Source organism: Erwinia sp. GW821-FHT03D09, from assembly GCF_059420805.1.
Genome location: NZ_JBWKUK010000004.1, coordinates 93,092 through 110,098 on the forward strand (window position 1 = coordinate 93,092; position 17,007 = coordinate 110,098).

At 53.7% G+C, this 17,007-nt stretch carries 16 protein-coding genes and 1 pseudogene; 10 read left to right on the plus strand and 7 right to left on the minus strand.

The features are described 5' to 3' along the window. Window positions 1-79: 79 nt before the first annotated feature. Window positions 80-2,713, minus strand: coding sequence for a PqiB family protein (locus tag AC07U6_RS05000; protein ID WP_494762934.1), 2,634 nt, complete (start codon window positions 2,711-2,713; stop codon window positions 80-82). After that, window positions 2,682-3,926, minus strand: a complete 1,245-nt coding sequence (yebS, locus tag AC07U6_RS05005; RefSeq protein WP_494762933.1) for a membrane integrity lipid transport subunit YebS — start codon at window positions 3,924-3,926, stop codon at window positions 2,682-2,684. The genes AC07U6_RS05000 and yebS overlap by 32 nt, the downstream gene beginning before the upstream one ends. Window positions 3,927-4,135: 209 nt before the next feature. On the opposite strand from yebS, the gene AC07U6_RS05010 reads away from it, so the two are divergent. From AC07U6_RS05010 to htpX, 4 genes are all read left to right on the plus strand, one after another. Further along, complete coding sequence (locus AC07U6_RS05010) at window positions 4,136-4,636, plus strand: GAF domain-containing protein (RefSeq protein ID WP_494762932.1); 501 nt, start codon at window positions 4,136-4,138, stop codon at window positions 4,634-4,636. 96 nt (window positions 4,637-4,732) lie between these two features. Continuing rightward, window positions 4,733-5,440 carry an RNA chaperone ProQ gene (gene proQ, locus AC07U6_RS05015; RefSeq protein WP_494762931.1) on the plus strand — a complete coding sequence of 236 codons (708 nt, stop codon included), beginning with the start codon at window positions 4,733-4,735 and terminating at the stop codon, window positions 5,438-5,440. A gap of 19 nt (window positions 5,441-5,459) precedes the next feature. After that, the gene (prc, locus tag AC07U6_RS05020) at window positions 5,460-7,505 is read left to right on the plus strand and encodes a carboxy terminal-processing peptidase (protein WP_494762930.1); all 2,046 of its coding nucleotides are present in this window, start codon (window positions 5,460-5,462) and stop codon (window positions 7,503-7,505) included. 213 nt (window positions 7,506-7,718) lie between these two features. Continuing rightward, window positions 7,719-8,600: a protease HtpX gene (gene htpX / locus AC07U6_RS05025; RefSeq protein WP_494762929.1), complete on the plus strand. Its 882-nt coding sequence runs from the start codon at window positions 7,719-7,721 to the stop codon at window positions 8,598-8,600. A gap of 143 nt (window positions 8,601-8,743) precedes the next feature. Here htpX and AC07U6_RS05030 read toward each other — a convergent pair whose 3' ends face one another. Then, the gene (locus AC07U6_RS05030) at window positions 8,744-10,123 is read right to left on the minus strand and encodes an MFS transporter (protein ID WP_494762928.1); all 1,380 of its coding nucleotides are present in this window, start codon (window positions 10,121-10,123) and stop codon (window positions 8,744-8,746) included. A gap of 188 nt (window positions 10,124-10,311) precedes the next feature. Here AC07U6_RS05030 and kdgR point away from each other — a divergent pair, with 188 nt between their 5' ends. Further along, window positions 10,312-11,103, plus strand: coding sequence for a DNA-binding transcriptional regulator KdgR (kdgR, locus tag AC07U6_RS05035; RefSeq protein ID WP_494762927.1), 792 nt, complete (start codon window positions 10,312-10,314; stop codon window positions 11,101-11,103). A gap of 45 nt (window positions 11,104-11,148) precedes the next feature. On the opposite strand, the gene AC07U6_RS05040 is transcribed toward kdgR, so the two are convergent. Continuing rightward, the gene (locus tag AC07U6_RS05040) at window positions 11,149-11,385 is read right to left on the minus strand and encodes a YobH family protein (protein ID WP_494762926.1); all 237 of its coding nucleotides are present in this window, start codon (window positions 11,383-11,385) and stop codon (window positions 11,149-11,151) included. Between the two features lie 238 nt (window positions 11,386-11,623). Here AC07U6_RS05040 and AC07U6_RS05045 point away from each other — a divergent pair, with 238 nt between their 5' ends. From AC07U6_RS05045 to rlmA, 5 genes and pseudogenes are all read left to right on the plus strand, one after another. Next, window positions 11,624-11,899, plus strand: a complete 276-nt coding sequence (locus AC07U6_RS05045; protein ID WP_494762925.1) for a YebO family protein — start codon at window positions 11,624-11,626, stop codon at window positions 11,897-11,899. 24 nt (window positions 11,900-11,923) lie between these two features. After that, window positions 11,924-12,928 (plus strand): MBL fold metallo-hydrolase, encoded by a 1,005-nt coding sequence (locus AC07U6_RS05050; protein WP_494762924.1) that lies wholly within the window; start codon window positions 11,924-11,926, stop codon window positions 12,926-12,928. A gap of 518 nt (window positions 12,929-13,446) precedes the next feature. Then, a pseudogene (locus tag AC07U6_RS05055) lies at window positions 13,447-13,565 on the plus strand (DUF2627 domain-containing protein). A gap of 37 nt (window positions 13,566-13,602) precedes the next feature. Further along, window positions 13,603-13,812 carry a transcription antiterminator/RNA stability regulator CspE gene (gene cspE / locus AC07U6_RS05060; RefSeq protein WP_001062678.1) on the plus strand — a complete coding sequence of 70 codons (210 nt, stop codon included), beginning with the start codon at window positions 13,603-13,605 and terminating at the stop codon, window positions 13,810-13,812. Between the two features lie 167 nt (window positions 13,813-13,979). Then, on the plus strand, window positions 13,980-14,834 hold the full coding sequence (gene rlmA / locus AC07U6_RS05065; protein WP_494762923.1) for a 23S rRNA (guanine(745)-N(1))-methyltransferase: 855 nt from the start codon (window positions 13,980-13,982) through the stop codon (window positions 14,832-14,834). Here the strand turns inward: rlmA and AC07U6_RS05070 are convergent. The 3 genes from AC07U6_RS05070 to AC07U6_RS05080 form a co-directional block, all read right to left on the minus strand. Beyond that, window positions 14,815-15,273 carry a DUF986 family protein gene (locus AC07U6_RS05070; protein WP_494762922.1) on the minus strand — a complete coding sequence of 153 codons (459 nt, stop codon included), beginning with the start codon at window positions 15,271-15,273 and terminating at the stop codon, window positions 14,815-14,817. The two genes, rlmA and AC07U6_RS05070, sit on opposite strands and share 20 nt — an antisense overlap. Window positions 15,274-15,339: 66 nt before the next feature. Next, window positions 15,340-16,182: a PTS mannose transporter subunit IID gene (locus AC07U6_RS05075; RefSeq protein WP_494762921.1), complete on the minus strand. Its 843-nt coding sequence runs from the start codon at window positions 16,180-16,182 to the stop codon at window positions 15,340-15,342. A gap of 15 nt (window positions 16,183-16,197) precedes the next feature. Then, the gene (locus AC07U6_RS05080; protein WP_494762920.1) at window positions 16,198-16,998 is read right to left on the minus strand and encodes a PTS mannose/fructose/sorbose transporter subunit IIC; all 801 of its coding nucleotides are present in this window, start codon (window positions 16,996-16,998) and stop codon (window positions 16,198-16,200) included. Window positions 16,999-17,007 lie beyond the last annotated feature (9 nt).

Below are 17,007 nucleotides of genomic sequence, written 5' to 3' on the forward strand. Positions count from 1 at the left end.
CAGACTTTTCTTATAAATGCCAGAAATTTAGGGTAAGCGTTCCAAAAAAACGGGCAGCTTGCGCTGCCCGAGAGTGAGTTTATTGCGGCATTGCGGTGCCCCATTTCCGCCAGTCCTTCGGCTCTTCCTCTTCCAGCAGGAAATGCTTGCCGGAGGTTGCGCGAGGCGCGAGGGGAACCGTTGGCGGCGTGGCAAAGGCAATTCCACCCTGTATAAACTGCTGGAAGGTGCCGGTTTTCACCACGCCACCAATCAGCCCGAATTTCAGGTTGTAGCCGGATGCCAGCCAGAACACCGAGTTACTGCGCACCAGATGCTGGTATTTCTTGCTGATACGTAGGGTGATCTGTACGCGATCGGCCATGCTGCCCAGCGCTGTACCAGTGACGGTACCCACTTCAATACCGCGGAACAGCACAGGTGTTCCGACCGAGAGCGAGCCACCTTCCGGCGCATCTACCACCACATTCAGGCCATCAAGATAGCGCGCATCGGTGATGGTTGACTCCTGCAGTTCGAAGGTGCGCTGCGCACGGCCTTTGCCGGGATCGACGTTGATATAGGGCTGCAACAGCGTCTCCAGATGGTTGACGCCGGCAGCAGAGATCTGCGGTGAGACGACCGAGAAGCGACTGCCGAGGCGGGCAAAGTTTTCCACGTATTCGGGATAGAGCACCGCTTTGGCAATCACCTGGTTGTTATCCGCACCCAGCGCCAGGGACTCCAGCTGGCCAATGGTAATACCCAGATAGCGGATCGGCATGCCTGCTGCCAGCTTGCTGGCATCGTAAGTTTGCAGAGTGATCTGGCTGCCTACCGCACGTGCAACGGTTTCTGAATCGTACAGAATACGTTTGTCTCCGCGCGTCAGGTCCGCGCCGGCTCCGCTGAGATTATCGAAGCTGATGGCACCTTTCAGCGCCCGGTTCAGAGGAGAAGCCTGCACGGTCAGGCCGCTGCCGTTCAGCTGCACTCGTGCGCCGCCTTCGGCCCAGAACACGCTGTTTTGCGACAGCAGGCGGCGGTACTCCGGTTTTATGTGCACACTAACGTCAAAGGCATCGGCACGCGGGGTCACATTAATAATTTCACCCACCTGGAACTTACGGTAGAGCACCACGGAACCTGTTTGAATATCCGGCAGGCTGTTGGCCACCAGCGTTAGCGTGGTCGGCAGTTGATCGCCGGTGATCCCCTCCTGCGCTTTTTCGCTGTTGGCGTAAAGCGGATAAACTTCTTTCACCTCGCCTTTACCGCCGGGATCGAGCCGAATTCCGCCGTCAACCCATTCGCGCGCGCTGGCACCCAGCACTTCCATCCCGTCAATACCCAGCTTCACGTCCAGGCGGCTGTTGATAATAAATTTGCTGTCGCCGTGGACCAGCTGTCGGTATTCCGGCATCACCGCGAGGCTGAAGTTCACGCCTTTTTCCGTCAGGGTACGGCTCAGCACCTGGCCGATACGCATGCCGTGTAGCATCAGTGGCTGCCCGGCCTCAATGCCGTAGCTTTCCGGTGCGGTAAGTTTCAGGACCAGCGTATTGGCCTGCTGTAACAATGATTCGTTGTCCGGCAGCACCACGAAATGGCTTTGTGGTTCGCCCTCGCCAGGCACCAGCTCCAGTGTGTTACCGGTCAGCAAACTGCTTAACGAACTGTCGTTCAGACTGATTTTCGGGCTGTGCATTTCAATGCGGGTTCCGCTGCGCATCAGCCCGGTCACGGATGGGTCCAGCGTCAGTTCGCCGGACACTTTACCGCCGTCAAGCAGGGTGAGTTTGGTTAACGTTCCGACTTCCAGGCCCTGGTAGATCAGTGGGGTGCTGCCTTCCTTCAGATTTTTACCATCCGGCAGATCGAGGGTAATTGCTACGCCGCGCTGGCTGTGCGCCAGATCGGGATAGAGCGTATAGCTATCTTCGCTCTTCGCATTTTCTGATGACTCCGGTGAATCGAATGCGACAGCACCATTGACCAGCGCCGCGACGCTTTCCAGTTCAACTTTCGCGCCGCTCAGCCCGACATCGGCCTTCATGCCGGAGACATTCCAGAACCGGCTGTCTTTTTTCACCAGATTGGTAAAGCGGCGCTCAATCAGCACATCAATGGTGACGTTGTGATTGCCGGAATTAATGCTGTAATCGTAAACCCGGCCCACCGGGATTTTACGGAAATAGACCAGCGACCCGCTATTCAGCGATCCCAGGTCTGGCGCGTGAAGATGAATCAACATTTCGCCGGTGTTAACGCGATATTTCGGTTGGGTATCCAGCGCCACGAAGTTTTCCCGCGGTTCGCCTTTCCCCGGCATCATGCCGATATAGTTACCGCCTACCAGCGCATCCAGCCCGGACACCCCCGCCAGTGAGGCTTTCGGTGTGACCAGCCAGAACTGGGTATCTTCGCGTAGCGCATCCCGCATATCGCTTTTAATGCTGGCTTTGATTTTAATGGTGCGCAGATCGTCAGTCATGCTGATCCCCTGCACCAGGCCGACTTCAACACCCTGGTAGCGAACAGGGGTGCGGCCGGGAACAATACCGTCAGCGGTGGCAAAATCGATAGTCACCGTCGTGCCGCGCTCCTGGTAGTTGGTCCAGATCAGCCAGCCGGCAATCAGCAGAGCTATAATCGGCAGCAGCCAGAAAGGCGAAATTTTTCTCCGGTTGACGACGCGTGCGCTAGTCGGTGTAGTCGGCGTTTCCTGTTGCATGAGCATCCCAAAGTAAACGGCTATCAAGCCATTCAACGGCAAGAATAGTCAGTATAACCGCAGAGCCAAAGTAGAAGGCTGCCGGTCCCATAGTAAAAGCCAGAAGCTGGTCACGATTAACCAGCGACATGGTCAGTGAAATAACGAATAAATCCAGCATCGACCAGCGGCCAACCCACTTCACCACGCGCAGCAGGCGGATACGGGTTTTTAGCCCCTGTTCGCAGTTGAAATGGATGCTGAGTAGCAGGCTGAACAACACGATCACTTTCGTAAACGGCACGAGAATACTGGCAATAAACACCACCGCTGCCACCGGAATATTTCCGGATGCGAGGGACATAATGCCGGAGAGTATGGTGTCCTCCTGGCGCGCGCCGTTAAGATAAATAATCGAAATCGGCAGCATGTTGGCCGGGATCAGCAAAACAATCGATGCAATCAGGGCCGACCAGGATTTTTGCAGGCTGAAGTGGCGGCGAAAGGGGAGCGGCGTATGACAGCGTGGGCATCGCCCACGGTCGTCGGCTACCCCGGTATGATGGCAGCTCAGGCAGACGCGCAGTGACGCCGGTGGTGCATGCTGTGCCGGCTGCGGATAAAAACGGTGCCACAGCTGTTCTACGTTAAGGTGGATCAGCGTCAGCAGGCTGAGCAGGGTCAGCGAAATAAACGCCACCAGCCCGCTGCCAGGATCGATCGACGCATAATCCTGTACTTTGATAGACGCTACGGCAACACCGACCAGGTAGATATCCAGCATCACCCACTCTTTCAGCCTGTCGAGCATCAGCAGCACCGGGCGCAGATTCATTCCCAGCTTTTCGCCAAAGTAGAGGTAGCTGATCGAAGCCACCAGCGTGACCGGGGCGCCAATCGTGCAGAAGGCCACCATTGAAGCGGTAATGACGTCGCCCTGCTGCGCCATCTGCATGATGCCGCCCAGCAGGCTGGCGCGAATATTGGTACCGAGCAGGTGGACGGTCATCAGCGGTACGCTAAAGGCGAAGGGCATCAGCAGCATCATTGTGACCGCCATCGCCGTCAAACGGGTCATTGACCAGTCGCGTCCATTCAGAATACGAGCGTTACAGCACGGGCAGTGCGCGGACTGTCTGGATTTCACATCTGGTAAGGAAAAAAGGGTATCGCATTGCGGACATCGCTGATAACGTGCCTGTGGCAGAGCATGACTGATGGCGTGTATTTTCATATTCCTGGTCGTGCTTAGGCCCAAACAGCGCAGATGCAGGGCGGGTTTAGGCAAGTCACTTGACTCGTTTGAATCGTGCAGATCGTTTCATACATCTCTAAGGTTATATTAACTAACGACATGAATCATCCTGTCTCGCTGGCATTTATCACAAATTTACTCAACGAAGCGTCTGTGGGCTTCGCGACAGATTTAATAATGGTTAAACAATGACAAAAACAGAATTCTATGCCGACCTTAATCGGGATATGCGCGCCTTATTGACGGGTGAAACCAGCTTCCTGGCCGCCATGGGTAACTGTAGCGCGCTCCTGTTTGAACGTCTTGATGGGGTTAACTGGGCCGGTTTCTATCTGTTAACGGAAGAAAATACCCTCGTGCTGGGTCCTTTCCAGGGAAAAATCGCCTGTGTGCGTATTCCCGTGGGGCGTGGCGTGTGCGGAACGGCGGTGGCGGAAAATGCCGTACAGCGCGTTGACGATGTGCACTTATTCCCCGGTCATATCGCCTGTGATGCCGCCAGCAACGCTGAAATCGTGCTACCCCTGGTGGTTAACGGTAGCGTTATTGGCGTGTTAGATATTGACAGCGTGGAGTATAACCGTTTCGATATTGAGGATGAAATTGGGCTGAAAGCCTTAACTGACGGGCTATGCGAGGTGCTGGCCGGCACCGATGTGGAAAAATTTATTCGCATGAAACGCACCTAAAGCGCTGGATCACGTAGCAATTGTTGATGGGGTCATTATAATGACGCCTGTTCATGCCTGCGCTGATTGGCAAACCCGTTGTAATCAGGAAATTTCATGGAAAATCAACCTAAGTTGAACAGTACTAAAGAAGTAATTGCCTTTCTGGCAGAGCGTTTCCCTCAGTGCTTTAGCGCTGAAGGCGAAGCGCGCCCATTAAAGATTGGGATCTTTCAGGATTTAGTTGACCGCGTTCAGGGTGAAATGGGTTTAAGCAAAACTCAGCTTCGTTCTGCACTGCGTCTTTATACCTCCAGCTGGCGTTACCTGTACGGCATTAAAGCCGGTGCCGACCGTGTGGATCTGGACGGTAATGCCTGTGGACAGCTCGATGAGCAGCATGTTGAACATGCCCATAAACAGCTTGAAGAAGCGAAAGCGCGCGTTCAGGCACAGCGCGAGCAGCAGCAGGCGAAAAAACGTGAAGCCGGTGAAGAAACCGCTCCGCGTCGTCCTCGCAAGCCTGCCCGCAAATCTGCAGCCGAAGGTGAGCAGCCGCGCAAGCCGCGCAGCAAACCTGCCCGCCCGCAGGCCGACCGCACTCCTGCTCCGGTGGCAGCCGCCGCTGCACGTGAAGAGCGTCAGCCGTCGCGTAGCAAACCCGTTACCGACACCTCAGCATTGCAAGTTGGCCAGAGCATTAAAGTTACTGCGGGCAAAAATGCCATGGATGCGACCATTCTTGAAATCACCAAAGATGGCGTTCGGGTACAGCTGGCTTCCGGCCTGGCAATGATAGTACGCGCAGAACACTTGCAGTTCTGATACGGAGGCTAATCAGGGCATGAACACTCTTTTTAAAAGCACCATCATTGCGGGCCTGCTGTTTGCAGGTAATCTTTACGCCGCAGATAACATTACCCGCGTCGATCAGATCCCGCAGCTGCATCAGGAAGCCCAACACGCTACCGTAAGCGAACGTGTGACTTCGCGCTTTACCCGTTCCCACTATCGTCAGTTCGATCTCGACAAAGATTTTTCAGCAAAAATCTTCGACCGCTATCTGAATCTGCTCGACTACAGCCACAACGTGTTGTTAGCGTCTGACATTGCGCAGTACGCGGATAAAAAAACAACCCTGGGCGAAGAATTAAAAACAGGCCAGCTTTCTGTGTTCTACGATTTGTATAATCTGACTCAGAAACGCCGCTTCGAACGTTATCAGTATGCATTGTCGGTCCTGAATAAACCGATGAACTTCACCGGTAACGACACTATCGATATTGACCGTAGCAAGGCCGCCTGGCCGAAAACCACCGACGAACTCAATGCGCTGTGGGATGCCAAGGTCAAATACGATGAGCTGAGCCTGAAGCTGACAGGCAAAGATGAGAAAGAGATCCGCGAGGTTCTTACCAAACGTTATCAGTTTGCCGAGCGTCGTCTGACACAAAGCAACAGCGAAGATGTTTTCCAGCTGGCGATGACCGCCTTTGCTCACGAAATCGATCCGCACACGAACTACCTCTCCCCGCGCAATACCGAACAGTTTAACACTGAGATGAGCCTTTCTCTGGAAGGTATCGGTGCTGTGCTGCAAATGGATGATGATTACACTGTAATCAACTCCATGGTTGCCGGTGGTCCGGCGGCGAAAAGTAAAGCCATTACCGTTGGCGACCGCATCGTTGGCGTCGGTCAGCCGGGTAAACCTATCGTGGACGTTATCGGCTGGCGTCTGGACGACGTCGTTGCGCAGATTAAAGGGCCGAAGGGCAGTAAAGTTCGCCTGGAAGTGCTGCCAGCGGGTAAGGGGACAAAAACCCGAATTATTACACTGACGCGTGAGAAAATCCGCCTTGAAGACCGCGCGGTGAAAATGTCCGTGCACAACGTCGGCAAAGAGAAAGTCGGCGTGCTGGATATTCCAGGCTTCTACGTTGGCCTGACCGACGACGTGAAAGTACAACTGCAAAAACTGCAGAAGCAGAACGTTGACAGCATTGTTATTGACCTGCGTACTAACGGCGGTGGTGCCCTGACCGAAGCAGTTTCGCTCTCCGGCCTGTTCATTCCAGGCGGCCCGGTCGTTCAGGTACGTGACAATAATGGCAAGGTGCGTGAAGACAGTGATAACGACGGTATTACCTACTACAAAGGGCCGCTGGTGGTGCTGGTTGACCGCTTCAGTGCGTCAGCTTCAGAAATTTTTGCTGCGGCGATGCAGGACTATGGCCGTGCGCTGATTGTTGGTGAGCCGACCTTCGGTAAAGGTACCGTGCAGCAGTATCGTTCGTTGAACCGCATTTACGATCAGATGCTGCGCCCTGAATGGCCTGCGCTGGGCTCCGTACAGTACACCATCCAGAAGTTCTACCGCATCAACGGCGGCAGCACGCAGCGTAAAGGTGTGACGCCTGACCTGCTGATGCCAACCGGCGTAGAAGCCATTGAAACCGGTGAGAAGTTTGAGGACAACGCGCTGCCGTGGGATAGCGTGAATGCCGCAACCTACGCCAAGATTGGCGATTTGAAGCCGCTGGAATCGCAGCTGCTGAAAGATCACCAGGACCGCATTGCGAAAGATGCTGAGTTCCAATACATCATCAAGGATATCGCGCGTTTCAACGCCAATAAGGATAAGCGTAATATTATTTCGCTGAACCTGGCCGAGCGTGAAAAAGAGAATCGCGAAGAAGATGCGCTGCGCCTGGAGCGGATTAACGCCCGGTTGAAAGCGGAAGGTAAGAAGCCGCTGGCCAAGCTGGACGATCTGCCTAAGGACTATAAAGAACCCGATCCGTATCTTGATGAAACGGTCAAGATTGCCAATGACCTGGCTCAGCTGGAAAAACAGCAGCCCGCGGTCACACCGGCAGCGGTCAACTAAGACCAACAGGCACAGCAAATGCTGTGCCTTTTTTTATCCGTGTATATGCTGCGTCAGAAACTGCATTTAAAACCCGCCGAAAATGTAAAGTTATGTTTTTTTAAACACTTAACGAATCACAGGACTTGAAATGTGCTGCGTTGACCTTACGATATTAATACACCTTTGTACCCCTGCGTACAGTGAGTAAATAACCGAGGAAGATTAAATCATATGATGCGTATTGCTCTTTTCCTGTTGACCAACCTGGGCGTTATGGTGGTTTTCGGGCTGATCCTCAGCCTGACAGGGATCCAGTCAAGCAGTGTAATGGGCCTGATGATCATGGCGGGTCTGTTTGGCTTCGGCGGTGCGTTCGTTTCATTGCTGATGTCGAAATGGATTGCGTTGCGTTCCGTAGGCGGTGAAGTGATTGAACAGCCTCGTAATGAGACTGAACGCTGGCTGATCGACACGATTGCCCGTCAGGCACAGCAGGTGGGTATTGCTATGCCGCAGGTTGCGGTTTATCACGCGCCGGACATCAACGCCTTCGCTACCGGTGCGCGCCGCGATGCCTCGCTGGTTGCGGTTTCTACCGGGCTGTTGCAGAACATGAGCCGCGATGAGGCCGAAGCGGTTCTGGCTCACGAAGTTAGCCATATTGCCAACGGTGACATGGTGACCATGACCCTGATTCAGGGTATTGTGAACACCTTTGTGATCTTTATTTCGCGCATTCTGGCCCAGCTGGCCGCCGGATTCCTCTCCGGGAATCGCGACAATGAAGAAAGCAGTAACGGTAACCCGCTGGTTTATTTTGCCGTGTCGATGGTGCTGGAACTGGTGTTCGGTATTGCGGCCAGCATTATCACCATGTGGTTCTCCCGTCATCGTGAGTTCCATGCGGATGCCGGCGCGGCGCGTCTGGCCGGTCGCGAGAAGATGATTGCCGCGCTACAGCGTCTGAAAACCAGCTATGAGCCGCAGGAAGCCAGCAGCATGATGGCCTTCTGCATCAACGGTAAATCCAAGTCGATGAGCGAGCTGTTTATGTCGCATCCGCCGTTGGATAAGCGTATTGAAGCGCTGCGCACCGGTGAATATCTGAAGTAATTCTCCCGCAGCACCCTGAAAAACGAAGGGTGCCGCTACGTTAACGTAAAAAGCCACGGTCTGCACGACAGTGGCTTTTTTTATCCTCTCGACATTACTCTCCGGGGCATTACCGCCTGAAGGACATCCCCTCCGCGCAGAATTTATTCGTGAAGATTACGTGGTTGACGAATACGCAGCGCGCTGACCACCGTGGCAACAGTGGCAAAACTTCCCGCCAGCAGCAGGGAAAAATGTGTTCCCTGGTTGGCGAACAGATTAAACATCAGTGCGACCAGCGCCGCTCCGCTGGTTTGCCCAAGCAGGCGAGCGGTGCCGAGCATCCCACTGGCTCCGCCGCTGCGGTTGCGCGGTGCGGAAGAGATAATGGTGTGATTGTTCGGCGACTGGAACAGCCCAAAGCCCGCTCCGCACAGCATCATCCGCCACACCACGTCGGCATCCGTTGGCGTGGTGGTAAGCAGCGCCAGCGCAAACAGACCGCTGGCAAACATCGCCAGGCCAATCGCACCGAGCAGACCAGCATGCATCCGTTCAATCAGCCGTCCGGCAATCGGTGCCATCACCATGGTAGCCAGCGGCCAGGGCGTCAGCAGCAGTCCTGTTGACACTTCGCTGCGGCCCAACACGCTTTGCAGATAGAACGGGAGCGATACCATCGCCAGCATCTGTGCGCAGAACGAGCAGATTGAGGTCCCGAGCGACAGGGCAAAAATAGGGATGCGCAGAAGATCGACCGGCAACAGTGGGAACGGCAGGCGCAGCTGGCGGCGAATAAACAGCGTTCCGATAATCAACAACAGCACCAGTTCAACCAGCAGCAGCGTGCCGTTTTGCCCCTGTGCAAAGCCGCTCAGCAGTGAGATCAGCAGACCAAAGGTGAGGGCGTTCATCACCGCGCTGGGGATATCAAAACGCTGGCCCTGGGATTTCTGCGGATTATCTGGCAGGAAACGCAGGGCCAGACATAACGCGGCGATACCTACCGGAATGTTAATCAGAAACAGCCACTGCCATGAGGCGACGGAAAGAATCGCGGCGGCTATCGTAGGCCCGGCCGCACTGGAAACTGCCACAATGAGCGAGTTGATACCCATACCGCGGCCCAGGTGGCGCTGCGGATAAATAATGCGGATCAGCGCCGTATTAACGCTCATTAGCGCCGCACCGCCGAAACCCTGAAGCACGCGTGCAGTGGTCAGCATGGTCAGCGAATCGGACAGCGCGCAAAAAAGCGACGTACAGGTAAACAGCACCAGACCACACTGATAGACACGGCGATAGCCGATCATATCGCCGATAAAAGACAGAGAAAGCAGAGAGATAATGATTGCCAGCTGGTAGGCGTTTACAATCCAGATTGACTCTGCCGGGCTGGCATTAAGCTCGCGAGCGATGGTTGGCAGCGCGACGTTAGCAATCGCGCCATCAAGCACGGCGACGGTTATGCCCAGTGCGATAGCTAAAATTGCGCCGTAGCGCTGCGGAGCGGGCAGCCCGTCGTTGACAGAAATTGCAGACATAGCGGGATGGTAATGTAAGAGGTGAATATTACCATGCTAATGCTTTTTACGATTTTTGCCAGAGGTAAACGACTGAAAACTATCACCAGATGTGTCGGCTTACCGACCGCTGTCGTTGCAGCGTATCGGGGGGGATCGTATACTGGAAATAGCGTTCCATTTTTTATAAAACACAAAGGTAAAGTGCAATGGCCAGTACCGAATCAGATAAGCAACCGGATGCCGTCTCTTCGGTGATGAAAGTGTTTGGTATTTTACAGGCGCTGGGAGAAGAGCGGGAAAACGGTATTACCGAACTGTCCCAGCGGTTGATGATGTCGAAAAGCACCGTTTATCGTTTTTTACAGACCATGAAAACGCTGGGCTATGTGTCGCAGGAAGGTGAGTCGGAAAAATATGCCCTGACGCTGAAACTGTTTGAGCTGGGAGCAAAAGCGCTGCAAAACGTGGACCTGATCCGCAGTGCCGATATTCAGATGCGTGAGATTTCCCGTCTGACCCGGGAAACTATTCATCTGGGCGCACTGGAAGAGGACAGTATTGTCTATATCCATAAAATTGACTCGCTCTACAATCTGCGGATGTATTCGCGTATTGGCCGACGCAATCCGCTCTACAGCACGGCGATTGGCAAAGTGTTGCTGGCGTGGCGAAATTATGATGAGGTGCGCGAGATCCTCGCCGATGTGGAGTTCGTTCTCAGTACGGCAAAAACGCTGAACGGAGTCGATGAGTTGCTATCCGCGCTCGATCGCGTCAGATCGCAGGGCTTTGGCGAAGATAATGAAGAGCAGGAAGAAGGGATTCGCTGCATTGCAGTGCCGGTCTTTGACCGCTTTGGCGTGGTTATCGCCGGGCTGAGCATCTCCTTCCCGACGATCCGTTTTGCAGAAGAGAACAGGCAGCACTATGTCTCTATGCTGCATCGTGCGGCCAGGACGATCTCCGCCCAACTGGGCTATCACGACTATCCATTCTAGGCTGCGTGTTTTATTTTAATTCGTGGGCCGACGGCACGACTGATTTTAGTTGTCAACCACTTCGATACTTTTTCTGAGAAGAGGGCAATCGGTCACGCCGATAATACCGCTGTCGGTATGCAGATACTGCGCAATCACCACGCCACGCGCCGTCAGATATTGGCACTGCAGGCCCATTCCCGCCACGTTCTTATTGCTGCCGGTCAAGACACCATAGCCAGTAACCAGCATGGCCAGCCAGATAATCACCAGTAAAGCAATGAGCCGCATTAATACTTTCATGCTATCCCCTTTATTTTTGTTTATCAGCAGCCTGGCCTGGATATCAGGGCGCTGCGAGTTCAGCATGCCGCGACATGCCTCGCAAAGCGATAAGAGGATACTGAAACATCTCGTCTTATTCTGTGCAGCGACTGCGTAAATTTTGTGAGGTAGCTATCAATTGGCGCGGCAGCGGGTAGAATCTACACCCGCAGTGTCGCCGGATAATCGGCGGCGTAAATTCAGTTTTGAGGTTGGTATGAACGAAATGGTAAATGACATGCAGGGCCTGACATCGACCGCGCTGATCATGGCTCTGATTATCATCGGTCTGATGGTGTGGTTTTTTGTGAATCGCGCCAGCGTGCGAGCCAATCAGCAGATTCACCTGCTGGAGGCGTTGCTTGAAGAGCAGAAACGCCAGAATGTGCTGCTGCGAAAACTGAGCGAAAATGCCTCAGACAAAACTCAACCGGAGCAGATATCGGAAGAAGATGCCGAAAAAGACTTTATACGTATGATCCCTGAGCGCTAATTCTGTAAAAATAAGGTGAACGCAATGGCCTGGAAAAATCCCTGGTACGATCCTGCTCTTTCTCACCATACCCCTGATGGTTTTTGTAATCCGGAGCCCGAACTGCAACAGCCGGGGGATTTGCAGCGCTGGCGTCGCGAGCGCAGGGCGCAGGGTTTGCCTAAGCCGCCTGCTGCGGGATATGAACAGTTTATCCGCCAGTGGTGGCAGTCAGCGGATCTCAGCGGCAGCGAGGATGCCGTGTGGTGGCTGGGGCATGCCTGTTTGTTGCTGCGCCTGGATGGTCGCTATACGCTGATCGATCCGGCACTGTCTTCGCGCGCTTCGCCTCTGCCTTTTGCAGGACCGCAGCGCAAAACGCCCCCAGCGCTGACGATTGACGATTTACCGTCGCTGGATAGCGTGCTGATTTCCCATAACCATTACGACCATCTTGATCGACCGACTATCAAAAAAATGCTTCGTCGCTTCCCCCAGGTTCGATTTGTGGTGCCACTGGGGCTGGCGAAGTGGTTTATTCGCCTTGGAGCGGCTCACGTTGAGGAGCTTGACTGGTGGCAAAGCACCCGCGTGGGAGCGCTCACCATCCATGCCGTCCCCGCTCGCCACTGGAGTATGCGCTCGCTGCGCGATCGCAACCGCTCTTTGTGGTGTGGCTGGGTGGTGACGCATTCGCGACTCAACTTCTGGTTCTGTGGTGACAGTGGATACTCCGATAATCTGCTCGAGATCCCCAGCAGGTTGGGGCCATTTAACCTGGCAGCATTGCCCATCGGTGCTTATGCACCAAAATGGTTCATGCGTGGGCAGCACATGGACCCCGATCAGGCCGTTTCACTTCATCAGGCAATGGGGCAGCCTCAGACTGTAGCAATACACTGGGGGGTATTTGAACTGGCTGACGAATCACTGGATGAACCACCGCAGGTTTTACAGCAGGCAATAACGCGTGTTGGGGTGACGACCGAGCGCTTTCAGGCGTGGCGAATAGGTGCCAGATTATCGCTCAACAATATGTTTCAAGATTAATCCTAATGTATTTTTCTATATGTAATAGCTAATAATGAGAGCCGCGTCTAATAGAGTAATTAAATTGAAAAAATAAGGTTAATTTAAAAATTTGTTGTAATGCCTTTAAATGGGGCAGGGGTATGGCGAATCTCCTGTTTTTGGTGCAGTGTAATTATGGGATGAAACAAGTGGTACATTGTTCGCTGGCATAAAGGCTGTGGTGATGAAAAAGTCATTGAGGCCCATAGATTTTATTTGACAATACTTTGCCATAATTACGTAATGTTTGCAGTTTATTATCGTATTATGCCCGCTATTTGTCAGCATTTTATGTGGCTGAAGCCCATGCAGGCCTTGGGTTTACCGAGGATGAAAATATGTGCAGCATTTACTCTTACGCTGGCATAAAAGTGACATTTACCTCGTTTGCTGTTTCAATTGTGTGCGACATCTCAATGCTTGCCTAAAAATAACTTGCCATTAATTAGCGGATATGTGATAAACGCTTTTGAGTTAAACGAGGTACAGTTCTGTTTATGTGTGGCATCTTCAGTAAAGAAGTTCCGAGTAAAGACGTTGTCGTTGAATACCGCTTCCTTGCCGAGCCTAAATTAATGCCTCATGCAGTAATGTCTCTGGTTTTTCTGTACGTTAGGCCTACGGGCTAATAAACACTCTAAGGAATTTGCAAAATGGCAAAGATTAAAGGTCAGGTTAAGTGGTTCAACGAGTCTAAAGGTTTTGGTTTCATTACTCCTGCTGACGGCAGCAAAGATGTGTTCGTACACTTCTCTGCAATCCAGGGTAACGGCTTCAAAACTCTGGCTGAAGGCCAGAACGTTGAGTTCGAAATTCAGGACGGCCAGAAAGGCCCTGCTGCTGTGAACGTTACCGCAATCTGATTTCGATTTGAGACTGTTACCAACGCCCTATTGCGTCGTGCAGCCTGAAATCTGAATACTAAAGCTCTGTCAGCAATGGCAGAGCTTTTTTGTTTGCGGCAAGAAGTGCTGCCGCTGCGGCACACTTTCAAGTACACTGCCGCCGTCCTTGATAGCGGAGAGTTGTTATGTCCTACCTGTGTCCCCTTTGCCAGCAGCCTTTACTCGCCCAGCAACGCGTTTTGCGCTGCGAGAACCAGCATCAGTTCGATCTGGCAAAAGAGGGGTATATCAATCTGCTGCCGGTGCAGCACAAGCGTTCTAAGCAGCCGGGTGACAGCGCTGAGATGATGCAGGCAAGGCGCAACTTCCTTGATGCAGGCCACTACCAGCCTCTGCAACAGCGAGTGTGCGATATGCTTGATGCCGCATTGCCAAATAGCACCCTGAGCGTGCTGGACATCGGCTGTGGCGAAGGTTATTACACTCAGGCAGTTGCCACCCGGCTGCAGGGAGAACGCGAGCAGGCGCTGGTTTACGGACTGGATGTGGCGAAAATTGCCATCCGCTACGGTGCTAAGCGCTACGGCAACGTCGAGTTCTGCGTGGCGTCCAGCCATCGTCTGCCGTTTGGTAACGATCGGTTTGATGCGGTGCTGCGTATATATGCACCCTGTAAAGCCGCTGAGCTGGCAAGGGTGGTCAAGCCGCAGGGATACGTATTGACCGTGACGCCAGGCCCGCGCCACTTAATGCAGTTTAAAGCACTGATCTATCAGGATGTGAAACTGCATGACAACACGCCGGAAGAGATGCCTGGATTTACGCTTGTCGAGGAGCAGTCGTTGGGGTATTCGATGACGCTAAACAGTGAAGAGTCCGCAGCGCTGCTGCAAATGACGCCGTTTGCGTGGCGTGCCCGTCCCGAAGTGTGGGGGATACTTGCCACCACCCCTGAATTTGCCTGCGAGACGGATTTCACCCTGCGGCTGTGGCAGCGTCAGGATGCCGGAGAAACCGCCTTTAGCGACTCTCCAGCATAAATTTATAGATTGTCTCCAGATCGTCCAGCCTGCGGACATAGATTAGCAGGCGGCGATTTTCCAGCGTAATCACCAGCACGCCATCCTCCGACAAATTTATCGCGCTGATGCGGTCCCAGGTGATAAAAACGTTAGCAAAAAAGAATCCCTGCTCCTTCAGCAGCAGCTTGGGCGCGCGGACCCAGAACAGCCATACCGCCATTGCACCCAGCGCCAAAAGCAGCAACGTCGTTAGCTGAGGGCCCTGTACGCGTAAATTCTGATATAGCAGGATGGCCAGCAGGCCGATAAATATCACGCTGTCGAGTTTGGTACGCCGCTGAAGCAGAATTTTCAGCTGCGTTGGCCCATTCAGGCGCGGCATGATTAGCTCGTCGTAAATGGCATAGAGCAGAATCAGAACAATAAACAGCAAAATCAGGTAATCAGTCAGCTGCATAATCCCGTCCGAAAAGAAGGGCCAGACTGTGCTGGCCCTTAAAGTTAATGATGCTAAAGGTCAGGCTTAGACGCCGAGCAGGCCAACCCAGTAGCCAAAGATGCCAATAACAAAGAAGCCCATAATAATCCATAGCGCGTTCACCTTGCGGCGAAGCAACCACATACAGCCGAAGGTCAGCAGCAGCGGGATCAGCCCAGGCATCAGCTGGTCGAGGATTGACTGCACCGTGGTGACGGTGGTTTTACCGGTCTGATCGGTGATGCGCGACACCACCAGCGGCACGTTAACGTGCGTCCACTTGTTAACCAGTGCCCCCATGACAAACAGGCCGAGTATCGACGCGCCCTCCGTCAGTTTCTGCAGGAAGCCACCGCCCATATCGCTGACGATATCCACCCCTTTGCGATAGCCGTAGGCCACACCGTAGTAGCGCACCAGCAGACGAGCCAGGTTAAACAGTACGAAGAAAAGTACCGGACCCAGCAGGCTGCCGCTCATGGCGATCCCTGCACCAAGCGCCGCGAAAACCGGGCGAACGGTGCCCCAGAAAATCGGGTCACCTACGCCTGCCAGCGGTCCCATCAGGCCAACCTTGATGCCGTTGATGGCCGCATCGTCAATCGGCGCACCGTTAGCTCGCTGCTCTTCCATCGCCATGGTTACACCCAATACCGGGGCCGCCACGTAAGGATGGGTGTTGAAGAACTCCAGATGGCGTTTAATCGCCTGCTTGCGTTCATCGTTATTCTCGGGATAGAGGCGACGAATCACCGGCACCATCGAGAAGCAGAAGCCCAGAGCCTGCATACGTTCGAAGTTCCACGAACCCTGGAACAGGTTTGAGCGTAAGAACACTCCACGGATATCACCGGGAGTCAGTTTCTTTTGTGTTGTTGTCTCAACCATTTTTCTCACCTTTCCTTAATCGAGTTCGTTATCAAGGTCGTTGTTTACCGGGCCTGCAGTCTGCGCACCGGCAACGCGGTTATATTTTGGTGCCAGCTGGATGTACAGAATGGCCATTACCACGCCGATAACGCCCAGTGCCACCAGGTTGAAGTTGGTGAATGCGGCCGTTACAAAGCCAAGGTAGAAGAACGGCATCAGGTAGCCCGCGCGCATCATGTTGATTACCATCGCGTAACCCACAACGACGATCATGCCACCGGCGATGTTCAGGCCGTTGGTTACCACTTCAGGAATCGAGTTCAGCAGGTCGTGGACCACGCTGGTGCCGACCGAAATCGCCACAATCAATGCCGGAATGGCGATACGCATTGCCTGCAGAACCAGTGCCGAAACGTGTATCCAGGATATGGCGGTGAGATTGCCTTTTTCCGCGGCTTTATCCGCTGCGTGCTGGAAGGCGACGGTGATGGTACGAACGATAATGGTCAGCACCTGGCCTGCCGCAGCCAGCGGAATCGCCAGCGCAATACCGGCTCCGACGCTTTGCCCACCGGCAATGACCAGGATAGTTGAGATGATGGAAGCCAGAGCCGCATCTGGTGCAACCGCGGCACCGATGTTCATCCAGCCCAGTGCGATCATCTCCAGCGTACCGCCGATGATGATCCCGGTTTTGATATCACCCAAAACCGCACCGATTAACGTACAGGCCACCAGGGGCCGGTGAAACTGAAATTCATCGAGGATTGAGCCCATGCCCGCGATACAGGCGACGATAAATATCAGAACAATTTGCAGCGTGGAAATCTCCATTACATTTTT

Coding starts and splice junctions, on each gene's coding strand:
- AC07U6_RS05000 (WP_494762934.1), bottom strand. CDS start 2,713: ATGCAACAGGAAACGCCGACTACACCGACTAGCGCACGCGTCGTCAAC.
- yebS (WP_494762933.1), bottom strand. CDS start 3,926: ATGAAAATACACGCCATCAGTCATGCTCTGCCACAGGCACGTTATCAG.
- AC07U6_RS05010 (WP_494762932.1), top strand. CDS start 4,136: ATGACAAAAACAGAATTCTATGCCGACCTTAATCGGGATATGCGCGCC.
- proQ (WP_494762931.1), top strand. CDS start 4,733: ATGGAAAATCAACCTAAGTTGAACAGTACTAAAGAAGTAATTGCCTTT.
- prc (WP_494762930.1), top strand. CDS start 5,460: ATGAACACTCTTTTTAAAAGCACCATCATTGCGGGCCTGCTGTTTGCA.
- htpX (WP_494762929.1), top strand. CDS start 7,719: ATGATGCGTATTGCTCTTTTCCTGTTGACCAACCTGGGCGTTATGGTG.
- AC07U6_RS05030 (WP_494762928.1), bottom strand. CDS start 10,123: ATGTCTGCAATTTCTGTCAACGACGGGCTGCCCGCTCCGCAGCGCTAC.
- kdgR (WP_494762927.1), top strand. CDS start 10,312: ATGGCCAGTACCGAATCAGATAAGCAACCGGATGCCGTCTCTTCGGTG.
- AC07U6_RS05040 (WP_494762926.1), bottom strand. CDS start 11,385: ATGAAAGTATTAATGCGGCTCATTGCTTTACTGGTGATTATCTGGCTG.
- AC07U6_RS05045 (WP_494762925.1), top strand. CDS start 11,624: ATGAACGAAATGGTAAATGACATGCAGGGCCTGACATCGACCGCGCTG.
- AC07U6_RS05050 (WP_494762924.1), top strand. CDS start 11,924: ATGGCCTGGAAAAATCCCTGGTACGATCCTGCTCTTTCTCACCATACC.
- cspE (WP_001062678.1), top strand. CDS start 13,603: ATGGCAAAGATTAAAGGTCAGGTTAAGTGGTTCAACGAGTCTAAAGGT.
- rlmA (WP_494762923.1), top strand. CDS start 13,980: ATGTCCTACCTGTGTCCCCTTTGCCAGCAGCCTTTACTCGCCCAGCAA.
- AC07U6_RS05070 (WP_494762922.1), bottom strand. CDS start 15,273: ATGCAGCTGACTGATTACCTGATTTTGCTGTTTATTGTTCTGATTCTG.
- AC07U6_RS05075 (WP_494762921.1), bottom strand. CDS start 16,182: ATGGTTGAGACAACAACACAAAAGAAACTGACTCCCGGTGATATCCGT.
- AC07U6_RS05080 (WP_494762920.1), bottom strand. CDS start 16,998: ATGGAGATTTCCACGCTGCAAATTGTTCTGATATTTATCGTCGCCTGT.